The sequence below is a fragment of the Pseudomonas weihenstephanensis genome (genome assembly GCF_016812185.1).
Lineage (GTDB): Bacteria > Pseudomonadota > Gammaproteobacteria > Pseudomonadales > Pseudomonadaceae > Aquipseudomonas > Aquipseudomonas weihenstephanensis.
On sequence record NZ_JAAEBV010000001.1, the window covers coordinates 46,605 to 66,917 of the forward strand.

A 20,313-nucleotide genomic window follows, 5' to 3' on the forward strand; every position below is an offset into this window, starting at 1 on the left:
TCATAACCCCAAAAAAATTTCGCGAAAGGTGTGTCTGGCGGTGCTCAAGGAAAGCTCCGGCTGACTGGTGTAGGTAGACATTTTTTTCAATGCGTAGCTCGCGTTGACCTCTTGCTCGACCCACTGAGGGTCTGCAAGCCAGATGGTGTCTTGCTCTTCAATTCGCGGATCGATGACACCGTAAAGCCCACGGGCGGAGGCGCCACCAAAACCCAGTGTCATCGTCGGTTGATGTTCGCCACGTTGCAGCAGCATCAACTCAAAATCTGCTCGCCCCAAAAACTCGGCGATCAAATCGAGCCAAAATGCCGAAACCAGATGCCGGTGGAGCGGATCGGATGGGAGTGGCAAGCGCAAACCCTTACCCATTTTTGGCGCGCCCGTGCTCATGACCGGACGTAGCAGCAAACCAAGGGCCAGCAAGATACGCCGAACATCAACCTGGTGCCCGGCCGTGTTGAGCATCTGCTGTAGCGAGCCCATCGTCTGCGCTTGCAGAAAGCCGGCAAAGGTATGGTGTAGCGTGTCGGAGCTGACCGTAAGGTTGGCCTTATACACACTCAGTTCATTCAGGATGGGTGCCGGCTCACCTGCCTGCTTCGCCAACGACAGTTCACGGCCCAGGTGCGACCACATTCGGGTGAACGCCAATGGGCTGCGCGCAAGAAACTCCAACGGTTTTGCCACTTCAAAGGCAACACCGGCCATAAATGGAAATCGCCGGCCGCTCGCGTCGACACTGGGCAACAGATGCCCACCGATCACCGACCGATGGCGAGACCCCATAAAGGCAAAGTTAAACCCAGGTGCGCTGTCATAGAGAGATTTCCAGGCAACGTCTTGGGCGAGCAAATCCAACCCCTCAGTTGCCCAGCGATCGAGAATGGCAATCAACGGACGGTGATTGTTCGCAGCCCTTAAAAAATCCCCCTGCGCTGGCAATTTACCAAAGTAACTGATGGGTAACATCAGATCGTCCGAGGTCATGGCCGCTCCTCCAAGGTCGCATCCAGACCAACGACAGCCAGCGGCAGTTGAGTACCATCCAACCCTTTGCGCTGGCTGCCATCGGCATTGGCGCGCGGATTACTGATGATCTTCATGGTGACAGGTACAACCCAATCGTCTTGACGCCACTGAAGCTCGTAAGAGCCATCAGCGTTTTGTCGACTCTGAGCACTTTGAATCAATTGGCCTAGCGCGTTTTGACCGACGAAGCTCTGAAGGTCGATCGCCCTTCCGTCGTAGGTCACCACACTGACTTTGGCGGTTTGATTGGGCTTGCTGCTATCCCAGACAAAGTTGTTCCACTGAGCGGGGGTGTTGCGATAACGCAGCTGTTGATCACCTACCAGCACGCTGTACTCACTGAACCCCGCGGCAGAACCCGGCAATACCTGGAACGTCACCAGCGCCCCGCCTTCAGCCGTTTGGCCTAACGGAGCCACCCATTGCGCAAAATTGGTCATCAAGGACGGCGAGAGGCTCAGCCCGACATCAGCCCATTGCTTGCTGACCAGGCTGTTTCCGCGACGGATCACCAAGGGGCCGAGGCTGTCGTTAACAAATTGCGCGATAGACCCTTGTGGACCAAACACCTGGGAAATTTCGGCAGTGCCTGCTTCAATTTGCCCTGCAGGGGCAAAGGGGTACTTGCCCGCTAAGGTTTGTTGGAAAGGCTCATGAACCTGGGCTTTCCAGACCTTGTTGATCTCGTTGTGAGTCGGTGGAATCAGTGCGCCGAAGGTTTGGATCATCGGCCATAACAACAGCGGCCGTAACGTGCGACGCTGGCCATCCTCCATGCTGGACAGCAATTGCTCATCGACCAGCCTGAGCCCAGCAGACAACTCGGAGGTGGGGCTCGCATCCAGTGTCTGCACCATCAACTCACGGGCACCTGGCCCAGGGTCACCCTGGGTCTGGATGGCATTCAAACGCGTACGAATGCCAGACAGGTTTTGCAGGTAGCTTTGCAGCAGTGACGGCGCGCTGTCGCGAGCCACCATCAGTCGAGCAATCCCGGAGAACTCAAGACCCACAGGCCCGACCGGAATTTCTCCGGCATTGTCGCGCGCCAACGCCTGCGCTTCGGCAGGGGCCTTGGAGAACCAACTCAAAAATCCACCCTTAGCCGTTTTGAGACCCTCATTGATCAGCGAGGGGTTGTCCCACGATGTTTGCCGGTAGATCGCCTCCATCAGCTTGCGCATAGGTGAGTTCTGCGGATCACCCAGCTGGTTCATCGCCGCACTGGCGTCACTGAAGCTGGAAAAGCTGGCAACCGTGATGCCTTGCAGAAATTTTCGCCACTCTGCGATGTATTCCTGGGTATACAACTGCTCCAGCTCTTTTTGGATATGCTCTGGACTACCTGACAGCGTCAGGTCATCCGCACGCGCGCTCTGCAGCACCCAGTCCGTGGTGGTCAGCTCTTTATGAGAAGCGTCGCGAATGGCTTGTTTCACATAGCCTTCCCACGCCTCTCGAGAGAAGGCGCCAGAAATGGCATAACTCCCAGCAAAGATCTTGTCACCCTCCCCCAGCAATCCCGCAACTGTCACACTCGGATAACGTGTGGCAGCCCTGGCTTTGAGCTCTGCATAGACTCTGTCTCGCGCCGGCAGCCCTTGCATCACGCTACTGAGCGTACGACGAGAGTCATCAGTCAAGGTGACCTTGGTATCCAGGACGGGCCAGTCGGGTGCATTGGATTGGCGGATATAGAAACTCATTAAGCGTTCGGCACGGCGCGCCATGTCTTCGCGGTCCATACCACCGCGATTGTCTTCCAGCCAGAGGCGCCAGAAACGGGTGAGCTGGTCACTCAGGTGTGCGGGTTCTACGCGTTCGGCCGTGCCCAGCATCAAATACGCTTTCAGGGCATTGTAAGCATCCTGAACATTACTCGGCGATGGGGCCTGGTAAACCCCGACAGAATTTGCGCTGACCGCGGCAGTCGATTGCGCTGGCTTCAGTGCAGTAGAGTTCGCACTGACCTGGCGCAGGTAGGATTCCAGCTGCTCGGCCACCGGAGTCAGCATCACCTGCCGCATCCCCTGGAAATACTCATGACGCAATTTGGCTTCCAGTGCTGCACCCTGATAGAGGCCCAGCCCCAGCATCAACGGATGATCATCACGGTATTTTTGTAGCTGGCCCAGCCGGTCTTGAATCACCTGCAATGCTTCAAGGCGCGACTGCAGGTCGATACGATCCTTCTGAATGTCTTGGGCCTTACGCAAATCGGCCTGGACGTTGCTTACCAGCTGTTGATTGTTGGTGTAGGACCATGTCCAACCCGCCAAGCTACCGCCGAGCAACAACGCGGTGCCGAGGAACGCTACAGAACGTTTTCGAGTCCGTGAACGACTGGAATACTGGCGCACCAACTCCCGGTCGACGAACACCACCTTGCGGAACAGATCCAGGAGGAAGTAGCTGTGGCGGGACAACTGCGGGTCTTCACCAGGCACATTTGATTGTTGCGCCGCGCTCAGACCAAAACGCCGCGCAATTTCGTTGGACATGCCGCAAACGCTGGCAATTTCCTGGACAGCACTGGTGAAGTAAAAACCTCGAAATACCGGCCTGTACTGATAAGGATTTTCCTCGAACAGCGCCATCAAGAACGTGCTCAGGCTGGCCTTGATGCCTTTGAACTCCAGCGGCAAGGTCAACAGCCCCGGTGCCTGGACACCCCCACGGTTAAGCGCCATCTGCGCCAGACTCATTTCTTTGAGGCCGTCACACAACTCATCGAAGTGCTGGTCAAACTGGCTGACAGCCTCCAGACCTGTTTGTGAGTTGAAAGCGAAGGTGGCCCCCCACACTTTTTCTCGTTCCTGAGGTTCCAGCGTCTGGAAAAAATCATTAAAACCATTGATCAAGTCGACCTTGGTGAACACCACGTAGACCGGAGCGACCACCTCAAGGCGCTCGGTTAGCTCCTGAATACGTTGGCGCAGCTTTTTGGCCAAATCGATCGCAAATTCCGGCGAATTTCCGGTCAGCTCGGCAACGCTGGCCGCGATAATAATCCCGTTGATCGGCGCGCGTGGGCGGTGTTTACGCAACAGGCTCAGGAACGTCAACCACTCCCCCCGGTCCTCGTCCTGCACCGAATAGCGCCCGGCGGTATCCAGCAGGATGCCTTCAGTGGTGAAGTACCAATCGCAATTGCGCGTACCGCCGATCCCCTGCAGCGCAGAGCCTTTTTGATCATTGAAGGGAAAGGTCAACCCGGAGTTCAAGACCGCTGTGCTTTTACCCGCTGCCGGGTTGCCGATCACCATCAGCCACGGCAATTCGTACAGTGCCTCTGACCCGCTGCGCCGACCAAGTCGCGAGGATTTGATCGCGCGGAGTGCCTCTTCAAGCCGTTGGCGCAACTCTGGAGTCTCTCCTTCTCCACCGGCAACCATCTGATGCAACGCCGCAGCCGACTTCTTGGCCACTATTCGCCGCCACAACCAAGCGGCCGCCAATGCGACAAGCGTCAATACCAAGAGCGCAAGGAGCACTTTTTTCAACGTGGCAGCATTAAGAAGGAGCAAGCCTGCAACGATCAAGAGCCCGAGAACAGCGAGCACACGAGAGTTGGAGAAAAAAGCGGAGAGGCTGTTAATCATGGTGAACAATTCCCGGGGCTAACGTGATACGCAAATTCATGCGAAGTCTTGAAGAGGCTTTGGAGCCCGTGGCGGCGAGGGCTGGATGCGGCAGACCGCTCGCCAAAAGGGATCCTGAACCGACACCAGCAAGGTTTCCTGCTGCGTCTCGAGGCTGTTTGACGCGGCTAATGCCAATGAGGCCAGCGTTGTCACTGCACCCATCTCCCCACAGCACACCGGCAAACTCAGGCATTCATCGATAGGGTCCAACTCGGGAAGCGTTGTATGCAAAGCAGCCAAGAGTTCGGTCTGCCGAGAGGTACGCTGATCCGCATCGGCAATCACCACACTGACCAGTGGAAGGTCCATGCTGTATTGCTCGAGCAGGTGCTGGAGCGTCGCGGCTCGCACCTTTCCGGGCAGGTCGGCCGATTGCGCCCGTTGCTCGCTGCGAAAAGGATGAACAATCGCCGAGACGGGCCCAGTGGTCGCGGGAAGCCCACACGCGAGCAAAAGCGCGCACGCCCCCTCTCCGGACACCTCCGGCAGCGCCTCAAGTAGCGCATCGTCTTGGGTAAACGAAACAATGGCGACCACGACCTGTAGATGGGACTTCGCGTCCAAACCCTCGGTATGGCGCAACTGCTCGATAAAATTCAGCACCTGGCGAGTGTCGCTCGCACCGTGAATAAACACGGGGCATTCCAGGCCATGCTCAGAGAACGGCGTAAAGGCTGATACCAACCATTGGCGTGCTGTTGTTTGAGTATTGATCGACCAGCGAGTGGGGACAAGGACATGCACAGGCAAGGGACTTCGAAGCTCGCTCCCATCGATACTGTCGCGCTCCAGGTGGCGCATCAGCAAAGGTTCGAGAACCTCCGAAGCCAACAGTAGTGCGCGTCGGACATCGATGGGTAACGGATCGTCTTGCCCTGATTCGATGAAATCCTCAGTGCTCAAGGCATCAATCCAGGCAATACGACGTGGGAACCCGTTTGTGTCTTTCAGTGTGGGGTGAAGAGCCGGTCGGTCACGCGCCTTCAAGGCTTCGATAACCCCGGCAGGCTCATCGCCAAGCGGCAAATACAGACTCCAATCCTGTATCTGAACTGGCATGACGTGTTCAGCGGCCAGCATCGGCTCAACATCAGCCAGATACTCTGCCGGCCCCGGCTGTCGGCGGCGCTTCAGCCACTCAACGCCCAGGTACACCCCCCAATACCCCAGGCAAAGCGCCGTGGGTATCACCAAAAAGTGGGCGATAATGTCTTCCGCCGTCGGCAGACGGTAATGGTCACGCCAGGACCACAGGGTAAAGCCCCAACTAGCGGCAAAGACCAATACTACCCACAGCGTTTTGTAGCCAAGGACTCGTTTAAACATCAGATTCCATTCCTGCTCGCCATACACTTACGGCCTGTACGTCGTGGATTGGCCTGCAATCAAGACGGCGCCACATGTGGTGAGATCACCGTCGCGGGCCGACGCTTTGTCATCCACCTCATAGTCGCCGTCGCCAGTCGTAATCACTGTGGGGCCATGGACAGGACAAGCCACCAGATCACCTACGCGGGCAATGCCCTTGTCGTTGATCGTCGAATCGTCACTGGCCTCCATCACCATCCCGCCGTGGCTGGTCGTATCCCCTTTTACAATCAAAGGTCGCGTCATCTTGGCTCTCCATGTAGGCCCAAGCACTGCATCAGCTCAGGGTTAAGGCGTGGATCTGGCCGACGGCCCACGGCCGGCAGTGCGCAGTTCCACATGCCCGAAATCCATCAGTTTCCAGCGGCCTCCCCAGGTTAAACCCAGCTCTTCAGCCACCTGCCCGTACAACTCGTATCCGCGCATTGCCCAAGGGTCTTTCTCGGTAATCACCAACTTCCCCTCTCGCAAAAACGCACTGTCCGCCGCCAGACCGTATTGGTGGTAGCTCTGCCAGGCCTTGGCATTGGTCGTTCCTGGCAAGAGGCCAAGAACGTCTTGCCGTTCCGGGCTGCGATAGCCCTCTAGCAACACCATTTCGTACCCATGGCGCTCCAACATCACCTTGTAAACCACCAGTAGTCGCTGGACGAAGTCGGCATCCATCTTGTCCCATGACCTGTCTGCCGCGCCGGTACGGGGTCGAATTCGCTCTACCTCTCGGGAGGTGAACACCTGCGGCGGCAACGCGCGAGGCGGCACCAAACGCTCACCACGCAACAGCTCTGCAATCAAGCTTGGCGCCTCTCCACGATGAACATCGCTGCCATACCCTTCGAGCTCCACCGTCCCACGCAAGTTGAAAACCAATGCGGGCGGCAACAGCAGCAAGAGAAGCATTAGCCAAAGGAGCCGTTGGTAATGAACTATTGGCAATAACCAGCGCCTACAATTAAATCCAAGGCGAACAACACTACTACCCGAAACAGAAGCAGAACTTTCCAACCTAGCAAAGAGAAACTTCCTACAGCGCTTCAGGAGTCGACCTATCGAGTTTAAATATGCCGATACGCTTTCAGGAAACAACAAAAACCACAAGTAGCCAATCGCACTTGCGGTCGAACAAAAAACTACGAGCAATAGCATGAAGTATACAACCCGCCTCGAATAAAAATATAGAGCCAGCGTCAAACGGCGACGCCAATATGACGAACTATCAAAATGACAGCATTGAAAATTAAATAGAGCTGCGCCTAAATCCCTGGCAACATTTTGCGCCACTCAAACTTGCCAGCCCGCAAATAAGCGCACACCACCTCACTGGCGAAACAGCCGCCAAATACCGGAATCGACGCCGTGACATCAAGTAACGCACATTCAAAAGCGCCCAGCTTGCTAGCGGATGCTCAAGAAGGCAGCACTCCCAATATTCGCCCGATTAACAATGCAGGCCAGTCCAGCACCCGCTCAAAAAAGACTCTGTACATTTGGCTGAGCATCATCGCGCTGACACTCGCAACCGGCGTGGCCTGGGTGTTCGATTCGGCGCCTCAAGTGGCTGAAAACCCCGCAGAGGCTTACACCGTCAGCAGCACAGATGCCCCCGACCATTCGCCGTCCATGAGTGAGCAAACGCCACCGCCAATGATCAGTGAGTCCGCCCAGATTTTTAACGAAGCCCCTACGGAGCAGCCCACGAACCTCATCAGCACCACCCGCGCCAGCCCACCCCCCAACAAAACACCACCTACCCAAGCCGCAAAACCTTACTACACAACCCCTGCCTCACGCTCAGCAAACAGCACAGCATCCTCACCTCGCGCCAGCGATGTAGACGTGCTGATTGCTCTGATGAGCTATATCGAAAGCCCGGACAACGAGCTCCCCCCACCTACTCGCAAAGCCTTGCAAGAACGTATCAAAGCCTGCCCGGCAGCCAACACCGAAGCGGGCATTGACTGTCGTCAGCGTATTTGCGCCGACCTTTCGGGCTCGGTGAGCTTGTGCCCCTCGCCTTGACCACCAGTAAACCCAGAGGTCAGCCGCCACTTTCGACAGCCTTGGCCACACCCAGTACATGCTCCAGACGAGCCAGTGCGGCGTCATCCTTCAGCACCACCTTGAGCCACTCATGCAAGGGCATCTCCCCCCATTCGGCCGCTTGGTTTGCCATGTAAGCCACCGGACTGTGGGGCTCAGCCTGACGAAAGTAATTTGCCACCTCGCGCAGCCGATTCAGCGCCTCCACGCGCGAAGAAATGCCTGACACCACAACCTGAGCATCAGTTACTGATGGCGCAGCGGGAGGAGGAGGCAAGTGACTGGAGTGCTGCTCAAGCACTGGAACTTTCGACTCTTCCCCTCCACGCACATCCACACCCGCTTCTTTGGCAAACCGCTGAATACTGCTGCAAGCGGAGTCCAACGTCTCTCGGATTGCAGCAAACCTGGGCGTCCGATCGCCTAGACGCACCTCTGCCTGATGCTCCAGACGACTTAGCGCAACGACTGCCTCCTGAACCGCAAGCCACTGGTGCTGATAAAACTCTACCGGCGTTGCAGCCCTGGCACGCTCCAATTGCTCCAGCGTTACATGCTCGGAATCCCCAAGACGAGCACAGCCAGATCGCTGATGCGCCACGGCATAGTCAGAGAGCGTGTACGGCCGCACGCCATCATCCACCACAGAAATTGAGGACACCCAGCGCAAGCTCTGCTTGAGCACCCACGCCAAACAACCAACCCGCTGCTCAACATCGTCTCCGTCCTCAATGGCGGGAAACAAGTCGTCCCAGTACTGCTCAACCAACCCTGCAATCAAGCTGTAGCCTTGGGCCAACCCTGAGAATCCCTGGGTGTAGACCCAACCCTCCGTCAGCCATCCTGCAACACGCAGGTCTTTACTGTCCTCTCGTAACAGTTTCGAACACCGTTTAACTACTTCCGGCCAATTGGCGACTTTAAGATCGGCAACCCACTCACCTTGCTCTAATGTTGGATCATCAAACTCCCGGAGTTTTTGTATTTCATCAAACTCAGACGAATATGTAAGATCTTTTCCCTTTCCGTGTAAGCCATTTATAGAGCGCAACAAAATTTCAAGATCAGACACTAAAACCCCCTGCCAGTGATGCAATATTCTGATGTAAGTGATTACACTACGCCCAGTCAGAAACTAAGCCAGATAATCATCACTGTGTTTTTTCCGCCAGACAAGCCTGCGCCTAAAACTTTCGTTTAGCAGCAGGGGAAAGCGTACGACATGGATTTCAATGCCGATGAGCACAACTGCACCGATCATTATCAGTCACACACGCCTGCACTCGTTTGAATCAACACTAGACCAACTTCATGTAGAGCGTTGGTCCGGTTATGAACTGCTGTCAGACCTTTACCGTTGGGATGTACTGGCCTTGACCAGCGACCACACGTTGCCGCTCAACACCCTCCTCGGCCAAAAGCTCACACTGCTGACCACCCTGGCGGATGGCCATCAGTGCCGGCGCAGCGGGCTGGTCAATGTGGCGCGGCGCACCGGCAGCTACGGCGCGCTGACCCGCTACCATGTGCAACTGGTGCCTTGGCTGTGGATCCTGACCCAGAGCTTTCGCTCAAGGGTGTTCCAAGACAAGACCGTGCAGGAGATCATCAACCAGGTATTCACAGGGTATACGGACTACGCCAGCTGGCGCTTCACCAGCGACGCCGTGCAACTGCTCAGCGCGGTGCGCCCCCGTAGCTATTGCGTGCAGTACCGCGAGAGCGACTTTGACTTCGTGCAGCGACTGCTGGCCGAGGAAGGCTTGGGCTACTGCTTCGTCGAAGATGAACTGAGCCCATCCGGACACCGCCTGGTCATCTTCGGTGACAGCCCCATGTTGCCTGAGGACCCGACTTCTACTGGTGCCACCGGCTTACGCTTTCACCGCGCCGATGCGACAGAAGAACAGGACACCATTCAGTTCATGGGCCGCGTCCATCAATTGGGCAGCCACCGCGTCACGCTATTGAGCTCCGACTATAAAAGTCGCCAAGCCATCAGCGCCTCGCGCCCCATCGGCCCGGAACGCGAAGGTCTGGAAAGCTACGACCCGGTGGGCGACTACGCCTTCGCCACTCTCAACGAAGCCGAGCATTACACTCGATTGCACATCGAAGCGATGCACACTGAACAAGCGTCTTGGCAGGGCCGAGGTACCGTGCGCAGCGCCCGGACCGGTACACGGTTCCATCTCGGTGAGACGCCCTGGGCCGCTGCCGAGCATATGCGTGACATGCAGGATTTTCTGTTCACCGAAGTACGCAGCTACGGTATCAATAATCTGAAATTAGGGATGCCTGAGCTGGATGCTGATACCGCAGCATTGCTGCGCCTGGAAACGTTCGACGCAGAAGTGCTCCGTGAAGCAGACCGCAGTGGCTTCGCACAGCAATTTCGCGCGGTACTGCACACCCAACGTTGGCGCCCTACCCTCGTGGACGGCACAGGCCAACGCCTGAATCCACGCCCGACCGCTCATGGGCCGCAGACAGCCTTGGTCGTTGGCCCCGAAGGTGAAACCACGCCAGGCAGCAGCGGGCCTGTGCACTGCGATGCATTGGGTCGCGTCAGGGTGCGCTTTCATTGGCAGGCCAAAAACGACAGCGGTGCCTGCTGGATCCGTGTCGGCCAAGCGTTCGCGGGTAAAGGCTTCGGCGCTCAATTTCTGCCGCGCATTGGCCAGGAAGTCCTGGTGCATTTCGTCAACGGCGACATCGACCGGCCGATCATTTCCAAGGCGCTATACAATGGCCGCGGCGAAGGCGGTGTTCCCCCGACGCCGGGTGGCGCCCCTGGCGAGAGCAAACTGTCAGTGTATGAAAAAGCCGGCGATCAGCGCCCCAGCGCCGAAGCCAATCTCGCCGGTGGCAACAGCCCGGCCTGGCACGGTGGCGGTGCAGGCGACAATTTGCATCGCAATGCGGCGGCGTTGTCCGGGTTCAAAACCCAGGGCTTTGACGGCAATGGCCATAACCAACTGGTGTTCGACGACAGTGACCAGCAAGGCCGTGTGCAGATGGCGACCACCCAAGCGCATACCCAGCTCAACCTAGGCCACCTGATTCACCAGGCGGGCAACTACCGGGGGAGCTTTCGTGGCCTAGGGTTTGAACTGCGCACCGATGCCTACGGCTCGATTCGCGCGACCAAAGGCCTGCTGTTCAGCACATACGCCATCGACCCGCAAACACCCGCCGGCGATGCCGTCGCCGCACAGGCCTTGCTGCAACAGCAACGCGACCTGGCCGAACGTTTTGACCTGGCCGCGAAGATCCATCAAACAGTACCGCTGGCCGCGCATCGCGGGGTACAGAAAGCCAATCAAAGCCTGTTGATTGACGACCAGTCGCCGCTCCATGCCCTGCACACCAGCCTGAATACCACGGTGACCAATGAGCAACTGGCCAAGGCCGCCGGTGAAGCCCCACAACGTGAACCCCATCACGCTATTCCCCACAGCGGTGACGCTCTACTGACCCTGAGTGCCCGCGACAGCATCGCCAAGATCGCGGGTCAATCCCTGCAATGGACAGCCGGAGAAACCCTCACCCTCGGTAGCGGTTACGACACCCATATGGCCACCGGCAATACCCTGCGCCTGCACAGCGGCCAAGCCATCGGCTATCTCGCCGGCGCGCAGAAGGCTGAGGGCATTGGGCTGGCGATGATCGCCAGCGCCGGGCCGGTGGATGTGCAGGCGCAACAAAGTGATATCAACCTTAGTGCCCAAGGCGAACTGAAGATCATCTCCATCAATGCAGAAGCGGAAATGGCTGCGGGGACGACTCTGCACTTGGCCGTGGATGGCGGTGCCAGCCTGACGATGGAGGGCGGCAATATTACCTTCGCTTGTCCGGGCACGATCAAGGTGCATGCTGGCAAAAAGTCGTTCTCCGGCCCGATACAAGAAGGTTTCGCAATGCCGCAGTTCCCACAAGGCATCTGCGCGGAATGCCTGCTTAAGGCAATGGAAGCCGGAAACCCGCTCGCCAACAAAAATGCCTAAGAGTGCTCAGCATGTCATTACCTGACCTGATCCAAACATCTACGCGTTCAAGCAGCTTTTCGCATTGGATAGACGCCTACCCTACTGGGGCACTGCAAGCATTAATCACCGCCTTACCAATCAGTGATGTGTACGCGCTTATTGATCGAGCGTTCGACACTACTTTGAGTGCTGGGCTAAAGCACCGTTTTCCGCACTTGGCTCAACAGTCTTTGTTCAAGGACCTATACACAGGAACTGACCTGGCTGCCTTGAGTCCCTGCTTGGTAGAAATACCGGACATCCCGCAGGAGCGCCTTGAACTCATCACCTACCTGATGCGTGCCAGCAACGGGAAACCGATGCTCAGCTTCCTGTCAGCCGAGAAAACCCCACTACTCGAACATCTGCACACTCAACTGGAAGCAAAAGACATCCAAGGTAGAGGTTTTTTACTTCGCTTCGCCGACACGCGTGCACTGGACCTATTGCTGAAAACACTTACCCAACCACAACGTGAACGACTGCTATTCGACGGCCTGCAATGGTGGTATTGGCGTCGAGACGGAGAGCTCCGCTACGTCCAAGGATGCAGAGCGGTAAGTGATAACAGTCCACCAATCAAACCTTATCAATTCGATAGCCGACAGATACAACTGATGGAAAACGGTGCGCGTGCCGACGGTTTGCTGTTCTGCCTGCGAAAAAACGCAGAGATATTTGGGCGACTGTCAGGCCGTCCTTCAGCCGCACACAGATGTATTCAGGAAGTATTAGACAGTCACGACTCAGAGCAAGTACATGACGCTGTTGTGTTTCGCCAGATACTTGAGTCGCTTTGCCGCAATGGTTTGCTTTCACAAGCTCAAGAATAGGACGGTGATAACTCAATGATGAAAGAAAATTTTACGCTATTGAGGTGGTCGACCACCGCTGCCGCGCTGTTGTTCGCTGTATTGGCGCTCGTCGTATTCAAGAAAGAGCCCTCACAGCAAGATTCAGAAATCGGCTTGTCTGTTTCTATCCTCAACTACACGGATCAACCTCTCGGTGTGGTGTATGTCAATGACAATTGGGCTGGCGGGATGCTGATTCATGGTGGAGGCAACTCTTTTGCAGGCAGCGCAAGTTTACCGAGAAAGTGGCGCCCAGGACTAACTGTAAGGGTCGACTGGCAAGACGATACTCTCTATCAGAAAGATCGAAACGCGTTACACAGTGCAGTGGTGCCCGTCTCGCCCTACACCGGCAACTATCCGAGTATTCTATTCGTTGCTTTTTTCCCCAACCAAGAAATCAAAGTTTTCCCTAGCAGCATGGGTCCAGGGCATCCTGAATTTCCGGAAGGCTTGCAGCGTCCAGAGACCCTTTGCAAAGCCAACCCAATTTGCAAAGAAAAATTCTTTGATTAAAACTGCTGAGGGATCAGAACATGCAGCTAGAAAAACTAAACAATGATCCAAGCGCACTGACATTAGCCGAACAAGCGCAATTTTTATCGAACCAGAACCTTAGCAGCAACATGGATTGCTGCACTAACCTGCACCTCGGGTTCTTTTTCGATGGAACCAATAATAACAAAGATCGCGATACGCCAAAGCTGGCCCACAGCAACGTTGCTCGGTTATTTGACGTATTCGAAGTAACGAAGAACACTGTGAAAATCTACGTTCCTGGTGTTGGTACTCCCTTACCGAAAGAAACAGGCGATACCGGAAGGGGTTACCATGCACGCGCAGGCCTTGGGGCTGGCTGGGGAGGCGAAGCGAGAATCAACTGGGCATTATTGCAACTATCCAACCAAGTTCATTATTTCTTTACCAATAAAACGCTGAGTGAAGTTAACGGGCTTGAAGATATAGAACTGGTCAAACGTATTTCAACTGATATTAACCTACCCCAGGCCGACCTAATAGCAGCTGGTAATACGGACGTAGAGCAGCTGAAAAACGCTAGCACCATACCCACCATTGGCAAAATTCTTGACACTGCCTATTTCGAGCCGCGACATACTGAGCGACGAAAACTTTTACAGTCCAGACACAATGATCTCACCCAAAAACTATCCAGCCAGATCGCCAGCGTTAAACCAAAGCTAGTCAGCATTCGACTCTCGGTATTCGGGTTCTCCCGAGGAGCAGCGCAAGCTCGTGTATTTTGCAACTGGTTGACCGATGCACTGGACAAAAACAGAACGTTGGCTGGTGTGCCGGTCAGCATTGACTTTTTGGGTATTTTTGACACCGTCGCTTCGGTAGGAGTTGCGCAAAGCACCTTGCTATTCGAGGGGCATGGTGGCTGGGGACAGGAACGTTTTCTACGTGTGCCCAAGGAAATCAAAAGAGTTGTTCACCTTGTTTCAGGCCACGAGGTTCGTGGTTCCTTCCCGCTAGATATAGTGGGCGATCATCCTAACTGTATTGAGCTGGTATACCCAGGCGTGCATTCGGATATCGGAGGAGGCTATCCACCAGGCGATCAAGGCCGTGGATGCAGCACCAATGATATGCCTGACGATGGCAGCAAACTATCTCAAGTACCGCTTGCAAAAATGTATCGCAGTGCGGTTGCGGCTGGCGTGCCTTTAAATATAAACAATCCGCGTCTTGCACCTAGAATCAAAAACGCATTCACGATCAGTCCAGCACTTCGTCAATCCTTCAATGATTACGTTGCTATCGTCACTGCCATGACGCCCAGCAACGCTAGTACGACCCAAGCTGCCACTATTCAATACGGACTCTATCTTCGCTGGCGTCGTCTTCGCATCACCAACAACTCTAACGCTCTGGAGCAACAACCGTTTTTTGCTCGCGCAAGGATCAACAACCGGCAAGACGCTGAAGACTTGCAGCGAGCCAATGATGAGCTACGCCGCGAAGCGGTGGTATTACGCGAGCGGGAAAATGAGCTTGTCTACTCTGATGGTTGGATGGCCCGAACTCTATTGCAATCGGTGCCTGCCAGCGCGCTTTCTAGTGAAATAGAACGAGCGATATGGGGTGAGAAAGTCCGGCAATGGCGCGAAGTAAAACCGTACTGGGAACATGAAAAGGCGCTGAAGCCGGAGATCATCCGCCTGTTCGACGACTACGTACATGATTCGCGTGCCTGGTTCAAACCCCTCGGCGCCCCCAGTGAGGATGTGTGGAAACATAATCAAACCATTCGCATGAAAAAGCTTATGCAGCAGGAGGCAGCCTACCGGCAGTATCAAGCCGAATTCCAGCGCGACACCAAGGCCGCTATCAAACGGTACGCCCCCTACGAGGAAGGGGGGTCAGGTGATGTTGCCCCCTCCCCAATATGGGGGCTGGATAGAATTGACCTTGATCGTTATCTCAAGGACGGTAGTTTGCCCGTTGAGCCAGACGGACGAGAAACCAGTTCCATATGGGGATACCTGCGCTGGAGGACTTATTACTCCCCACAAGACACGCTGACCGAGAAGGCCCAACGGACCTGGAATACAGCGAAAAAAGCCACAAACGAAGCTATTGATGGCACGCGCAAACGAGTCGTTGACGCGGCGGCGGATACGGCCCAAGAGGTAGCTGATACGGTGATAGAGGAAGCTGGAAAGACGGTAAGGCGGATTATAAACAGGCAACCGTGGCGATAATTGCTTCGCTGAAGATGAGCACAGAAAATCCGCATCTTACAGGGCTGCACACCCAGCGTTGGCGCCCTACCCTCGTGGACGGCACAGGCCAACGCCTGAATCCACGCCCGACCGCTCATGGGCCGCAGACAGCCTTGGTCGTTGGCCCCGAAGGTGAAACCACGCCAGGCAGCAGCGGGCCTGTGCACTGCGATGCATTGGGTCGCGTCAGGGGGCACTTTCATTGGCAGGCCGAAAACGACAGCGGTGCCTGCTGGATCCGCGTCGGCCAAGCCTTCGCTGGCAAAGGCTTCGGCGCTCAATTTCTGCCGCGCATTGGCCAGGAAGTCCTGGTGCATTTCGTCAACGGCGACATCGACCGGCCGATCATTTCCAAGGCGCTATACAATGGCCGCGGCGAAGGCGGTGTTCCCCCGACGCCGGGTGGCGCCCCTGGCGAGAGCAAACTGTCAGTGTATGAAAATGCCAGCGATCAGCGCCCCAGCGCCGAAGCCAATCTCGCCGGTGGCAACAGCCCGGCCTGGCACGGTGGCGGTGCAGGCGACAATTTGCATCGCAATGCGGCGGCGTTGTCCGGGTTCAAAACCCTGGGCTTTGACGGCAATGGCCATAACCAATTGGTGTTCGACGACAGTGACCAGCGAACCGTTGCATCTGAGAACGTCATAGTACGAGCTCCTGATAGAGGATTCAGGGATAGATGCTCGTTACCTCAAACGCTCCTCTCCAGCAAAAAACCGCACCGCGACCACCCGGATTTCATGGACTAATTTCTGGACTAAAAAAGTCCGGATACACTGGTTTTCGATGGATTGCACTGGAACGAAAAAAGACGCCGAAGCGTCTATTTTCAATGACTTACAGACTTCCGTGGAACTCTGTAGATCGATATATGGAGCGGGAAACGAGACTCGAACTCGCGACCCCGACCTTGGCAAGGTCGTGCTCTACCAACTGAGCTATTCCCGCGTCTTGGTGGTGCGCATTCTATAGTTTTAAAAGAATGCGTCAACCCCTTGATTCAATAAGTTTTATTTTATTTTCCTGAAGTGGTTTTCAAATGTGGCCAGGCAGCCCGCAAATATTGGAGCATCGACCACAACGTCAACCCGGCAGCGACCAACAACAGGCCATATCCGACAACCACCCAAAAGCTGAAATCTGAGGGGTTAGCGAGCAAAATCACGAGTGCCAGCATCTGTGCGGCGGTTTTCCATTTGCCCATGTTGGATACGGCAACTTGTGCTCGCGCGCCCAACTCGGCCATCCACTCGCGCAGAGCAGAAATCACAATCTCACGACCAATGATTACGGCGGCCGGCAAGGTCAGCCAGACGTTATGGTGCTCTTGCACCAACAACACCAGGGCAACAGCCACCATCAATTTGTCTGCCACCGGGTCAAGGAAGGCACCAAAGGGGGTACTTTGCTCCAATCGCCGGGCCAGATACCCGTCCAGCCAATCCGTTGCCGCCGCAAATGCAAAGACAGAACTGGAGGCAACATAGCTCCAGCTGTAGGGGAGGTAGAACAACAGGATGAAGATAGGAATCAGAAGAACGCGTAGTACGGTGATCAAATTAGGGATATTCATCGGCACAACTGGCTACGAGGTGAGGTGGCATTCTACTCGCTATGCAGGCACAAGAGGCGTGGCACAGCCATGATACGAGCATAATCGAACGAATGTCTAACGGTGTTATAACCCAAGTCTAACACTCGGGAATCAGGGAGACAGGCCGTAACGATACCAGAAAGGACCGGCCTACAGAGGCGCCCATGTGCGCGATAAGGACCCCAGGCGAGGCCCCATGGGGGGAACTGCGGGCTGACCCCTATTGAGGTGGTCATTCAGATTTTTCTGTCAGATTCTCATTGACCGCATTGAATCATAGATGCACCGCAGGGTTCGGGGCGCGCAGCCCTTCCAATAGACCCTGATCACTCTCATATTCCACTATGCGCGCGTGAACGCTCCCCTCGACGGCCCAAATAAGCGCTTCTATTTCCGGTAGCTTCGCCAATAGTGCGGCGTAATCAAAGCCCCTGAACATCATCCCTAACGGCCCAGCCCCCAACGACGAAGCCTTCGGGTTGTAATAGTTAAGGTCCGTATGTGCGAACTGCTGCATGCGCAGGCGTACCAGTTCCTCATGGAGCGGCACCATTTCCTTCGGGACGTACTTTTTGACCCCAAGAGTGTGCTTAGCGAGCTTGCCTTTATTCACGGAGAAAGGCCGCGCATAAGAAACCGTAAGGTCCCGCAGCAAGGCATAACGGACGTCCAACCGCTTGTAGCGCTTGAGTGTCTGCAAAGTGTGAAGCGCCGTGTCCAGGTCAATGGAGTACATGCGGTGGAAATAGTAGTTCTCAATCGTGCTTGGATTCATGCCTCTTCTGCCCTGCTTCCTTTAAGGGACCCATCAAATGCCCTACGAGAATCCCGCTAAGGTCACCCGTCACAGCCACCAAGTAGAACACAGACGACATCCCCAAAGGTTTCGACAAGTGGACCACCTTGAACAACTCCGAGAGACACAAGGAGTAAAGCAAGAAATCGGTAGGTGACACGGTGCGTCAGCAGGACTCGAAGGGACGGCCATGCGGCGCTCATTACATCCTTCATTCCTGTTTACTCCTTTGTGTCTGCCGTGGGAGGTGATGCTTATCAGCATAATCACCAACCCTCTCTGGGTCTTTGAGATGGTCTTTAAGGGGATATCTTTAGGCCCCCTATCCTAATAGTGAGTTCTTTTGGAGGCCCCGGCCTGTAAGGGCTCCAGAGGTGTACAAAAAGTAACCAAACAGTGAAATTAAGGGGTCCGTTAAGGACCCCTCGTGTTTGTAGCTGTTACCTGCCCCACTCCATGAAGCTCCCAGAGCCCACGTCATCCTCCCAGGACATCGTTATGTCCCCGCCTACGGTCAAGCTCATGGCCGACTCGTAGCCGTGCAAGGGGTTCTCCATTTGTTCCTCAAGGAAATCCGCGAGCATCTCTTGGGCCCCAACCTCCGAATCCTTCTCCATGGCCTCTGTGAAGAACTGAACGCCAATCGCCAGGGCATCCAAGCGGTCATCATGCAGCAGCGAGCCCCGCTCCTTTGTGATGCGAGTGAGCTGGTAGAAGCCGCTGTACTTAACGTCCGTGGTCCCGTCGACGTTTAGAGCCGATTGGTAGTCCTTCTCAATGACAGACTCATGGACACAAAGCCGGTGGCTGCCCAATACAGGCTCCAGCACATCGCAGATGCGTAGTTCTTTCTGGCCCTTAGACTTCACCTCAGTAATGGCGCAGCGGTGCGTCCTGGTCATCACAGGGCTGAACAACTTCACGTACATCCCGTCACCAAAGTTGCCCTCAATGACCACTTCGTTAACCTTGTACTTCTTCCCGATGTCGGCAAGGGCCTGCAAGGTCTTGTCATCGTAGCCACCACGGAAACCGCCCCAGTCAATCAGGTAGATATAGCCGTTGAGCATGTAGAGGACTGCGTAGCCTGTTTCGTCCTTGCCCCGCCCGCTTGGGTCAATCGCCAGTATCTTTGCTCCGTAAGCAGCAGTAGCGGCCCCGGCTGATTCGTAGCGATGGAAGCGGTCACCCTTAAGGCCCACGTTAGGAACGCCCTTGGCCTCGTTGTTGGTGTTGGGCAACCACTGAAGGGTTGTTGGTGCAGTGTCTAAGGAGAACAGCCCCACGATGAAGTCACGAAGCTTAAGCGGGTACTTCTCGGCGTCGCTAAGGTTCGGGTTAAGCATGAACTGAAGCGCGAAGCCGCCTTTACCGTAGGACAGTTCACGTTCCCGCAGGTCCGTATCGTCGAACCGAACAGGGTCAGTAGGCTTCCAGTAAAGCGAGTCATCCTCTTGAAGCTCTCGGAGAAGCATCGGCGCCAGTCGACTCCCACCACCATGCGCGTAGCTCTCAAGGTCCTTGTGGTCCTTGGGATACCGAGCTGGCCAGATGGTTGTCACGTAGCCTTTATCTTCGAGCGACCTGTAAAGGGTCATCTCGGTTTGTGGCGTGCCCAGGTAAATAATCTGAGACCCAGGCAGCGGCTTTAGGATCGCGTCGAACTCTTGAACGAGTGTTGCCAGGGCTTCACGAGCTGCCTGAGTGGCGCTGTTACCTGGGACCTCAACGTCATCCGCAATAAGGATGTCTGCACGGGAGCCCGTAAGCTGCCCAGTAATACCAACCGACTTCACAGACGGCGAGTGGTCAGGCTTAGCCGGTCCAACGTCGAAACTTAGAGAGCTATCACGTTGCTTCGCGGTTGGCTTCAGGTGGTGCAGAAACGGAAGTAGATCAATGATCCGTTTAATAAAGATGCTGTTTGCATCCGCCCGTTCTTTCGAGGCCGACACAATGAGGAACTTTAGGTCTGGGTTATTCCAGAGCTTCCACACCACAAAGGCGCACGTAATAAAGCTCTTGCCGATACCTCGGAATGCCTGAAGGATGAACCGTTTATCTTTCCCGGAGGAAAGTACCCGAGCCATGTCTATCTGACATCTCGTTGGCTTCGGTAAGTTAAGGGCTGCCCACAGGACAAAAAGAAAGGCCACAAAGGACCTTTTCATTAACGCTATGTCTTTTTCTGATTGATTCAATTGCCCTCCCTA

At 55.4% G+C, this 20,313-nt stretch carries 16 protein-coding genes and 1 tRNA gene; 6 read left to right on the forward strand and 11 right to left on the reverse strand.

The annotated features are described in order from the left end of the window. Genes tagF through GYN01_RS00240 form a run of 5 tightly spaced genes read right to left on the reverse strand, consistent with a single transcriptional unit; the run spans window position 1 to window position 6,941 of the window. The gene (gene tagF / locus GYN01_RS00220) at window positions 1-987 is read right to left on the reverse strand and encodes a type VI secretion system-associated protein TagF (RefSeq protein ID WP_048365497.1); all 987 of its coding nucleotides are present in this window, start codon (window positions 985-987) and stop codon (window positions 1-3) included. Beyond that, window positions 984-4,631 (reverse strand): type VI secretion system membrane subunit TssM, encoded by a 3,648-nt coding sequence (gene tssM, locus GYN01_RS00225; RefSeq protein ID WP_203306389.1) that lies wholly within the window; start codon window positions 4,629-4,631, stop codon window positions 984-986. Before tssM ends, tagF begins: the two co-directional genes overlap by 4 nt. A 36-nt stretch (window positions 4,632-4,667) precedes the next feature. Beyond that, complete coding sequence (locus GYN01_RS00230) at window positions 4,668-5,999, reverse strand: hypothetical protein (RefSeq protein WP_203306390.1); 1,332 nt, start codon at window positions 5,997-5,999, stop codon at window positions 4,668-4,670. Between the two features lie 27 nt (window positions 6,000-6,026). Beyond that, window positions 6,027-6,287, reverse strand: coding sequence for a PAAR domain-containing protein (locus tag GYN01_RS00235; protein WP_048365494.1), 261 nt, complete (start codon window positions 6,285-6,287; stop codon window positions 6,027-6,029). Between the two features lie 42 nt (window positions 6,288-6,329). Continuing rightward, window positions 6,330-6,941, reverse strand: coding sequence for a M15 family metallopeptidase (locus GYN01_RS00240; RefSeq protein WP_238936058.1), 612 nt, complete (start codon window positions 6,939-6,941; stop codon window positions 6,330-6,332). Window positions 6,942-7,397: 456 nt separating this feature from the next. On the opposite strand from GYN01_RS00240, the gene GYN01_RS00245 reads away from it, so the two are divergent. Continuing rightward, a complete protein-coding gene (locus GYN01_RS00245) occupies window positions 7,398-8,060 on the forward strand; it encodes a hypothetical protein (RefSeq protein ID WP_203306391.1) in 663 nt (220 codons plus the stop codon). Between the two features lie 19 nt (window positions 8,061-8,079). Here GYN01_RS00245 and tssA read toward each other — a convergent pair whose 3' ends face one another. Then, window positions 8,080-9,153 carry a type VI secretion system protein TssA gene (gene tssA / locus GYN01_RS00250; protein ID WP_203306392.1) on the reverse strand — a complete coding sequence of 358 codons (1,074 nt, stop codon included), beginning with the start codon at window positions 9,151-9,153 and terminating at the stop codon, window positions 8,080-8,082. A gap of 166 nt (window positions 9,154-9,319) precedes the next feature. On the opposite strand from tssA, the gene GYN01_RS00255 reads away from it, so the two are divergent. The 5 genes from GYN01_RS00255 to GYN01_RS00275 are packed head-to-tail and all read left to right on the forward strand — an operon-like array spanning window position 9,320 to window position 16,459. Further along, window positions 9,320-12,088: a type VI secretion system Vgr family protein gene (locus tag GYN01_RS00255; RefSeq protein WP_203306393.1), complete on the forward strand. Its 2,769-nt coding sequence runs from the start codon at window positions 9,320-9,322 to the stop codon at window positions 12,086-12,088. 11 nt (window positions 12,089-12,099) lie between these two features. Further along, window positions 12,100-12,942: a DUF4123 domain-containing protein gene (locus GYN01_RS00260; RefSeq protein WP_048403001.1), complete on the forward strand. Its 843-nt coding sequence runs from the start codon at window positions 12,100-12,102 to the stop codon at window positions 12,940-12,942. A gap of 15 nt (window positions 12,943-12,957) precedes the next feature. Then, window positions 12,958-13,479, forward strand: a complete 522-nt coding sequence (locus GYN01_RS00265) for a DUF3304 domain-containing protein (RefSeq protein ID WP_053221393.1) — start codon at window positions 12,958-12,960, stop codon at window positions 13,477-13,479. Between the two features lie 20 nt (window positions 13,480-13,499). Next, window positions 13,500-15,689, forward strand: a complete 2,190-nt coding sequence (locus tag GYN01_RS00270) for a T6SS phospholipase effector Tle1-like catalytic domain-containing protein (RefSeq protein ID WP_048403003.1) — start codon at window positions 13,500-13,502, stop codon at window positions 15,687-15,689. A gap of 14 nt (window positions 15,690-15,703) precedes the next feature. Continuing rightward, a complete protein-coding gene (locus GYN01_RS00275; protein ID WP_238936059.1) occupies window positions 15,704-16,459 on the forward strand; it encodes a phage baseplate assembly protein V in 756 nt (251 codons plus the stop codon). Between the two features lie 123 nt (window positions 16,460-16,582). Here GYN01_RS00275 and GYN01_RS00280 read toward each other — a convergent pair. The 5 genes from GYN01_RS00280 to terL all read right to left on the reverse strand — a co-directional run bounded on the left by GYN01_RS00280 (window position 16,583) and on the right by terL (window position 20,301). Continuing rightward, window positions 16,583-16,658: transfer RNA gene (locus GYN01_RS00280), tRNA-Gly, on the reverse strand. Window positions 16,659-16,725: 67 nt separating this feature from the next. Continuing rightward, window positions 16,726-17,283, reverse strand: coding sequence for a CDP-diacylglycerol--glycerol-3-phosphate 3-phosphatidyltransferase (gene pgsA, locus GYN01_RS00285; RefSeq protein WP_048365490.1), 558 nt, complete (start codon window positions 17,281-17,283; stop codon window positions 16,726-16,728). Window positions 17,284-17,578: 295 nt separating this feature from the next. Continuing rightward, window positions 17,579-18,079, reverse strand: a complete 501-nt coding sequence (locus GYN01_RS00290; protein ID WP_203306394.1) for a hypothetical protein — start codon at window positions 18,077-18,079, stop codon at window positions 17,579-17,581. A 62-nt stretch (window positions 18,080-18,141) separates the two neighbouring features. Then, window positions 18,142-18,315 (reverse strand): gp19.5 family protein, encoded by a 174-nt coding sequence (locus GYN01_RS22590; protein WP_420850348.1) that lies wholly within the window; start codon window positions 18,313-18,315, stop codon window positions 18,142-18,144. A gap of 225 nt (window positions 18,316-18,540) precedes the next feature. Continuing rightward, the gene (gene terL / locus GYN01_RS00295) at window positions 18,541-20,301 is read right to left on the reverse strand and encodes a phage terminase large subunit (protein WP_238936060.1); all 1,761 of its coding nucleotides are present in this window, start codon (window positions 20,299-20,301) and stop codon (window positions 18,541-18,543) included. Window positions 20,302-20,313 lie beyond the last annotated feature (12 nt).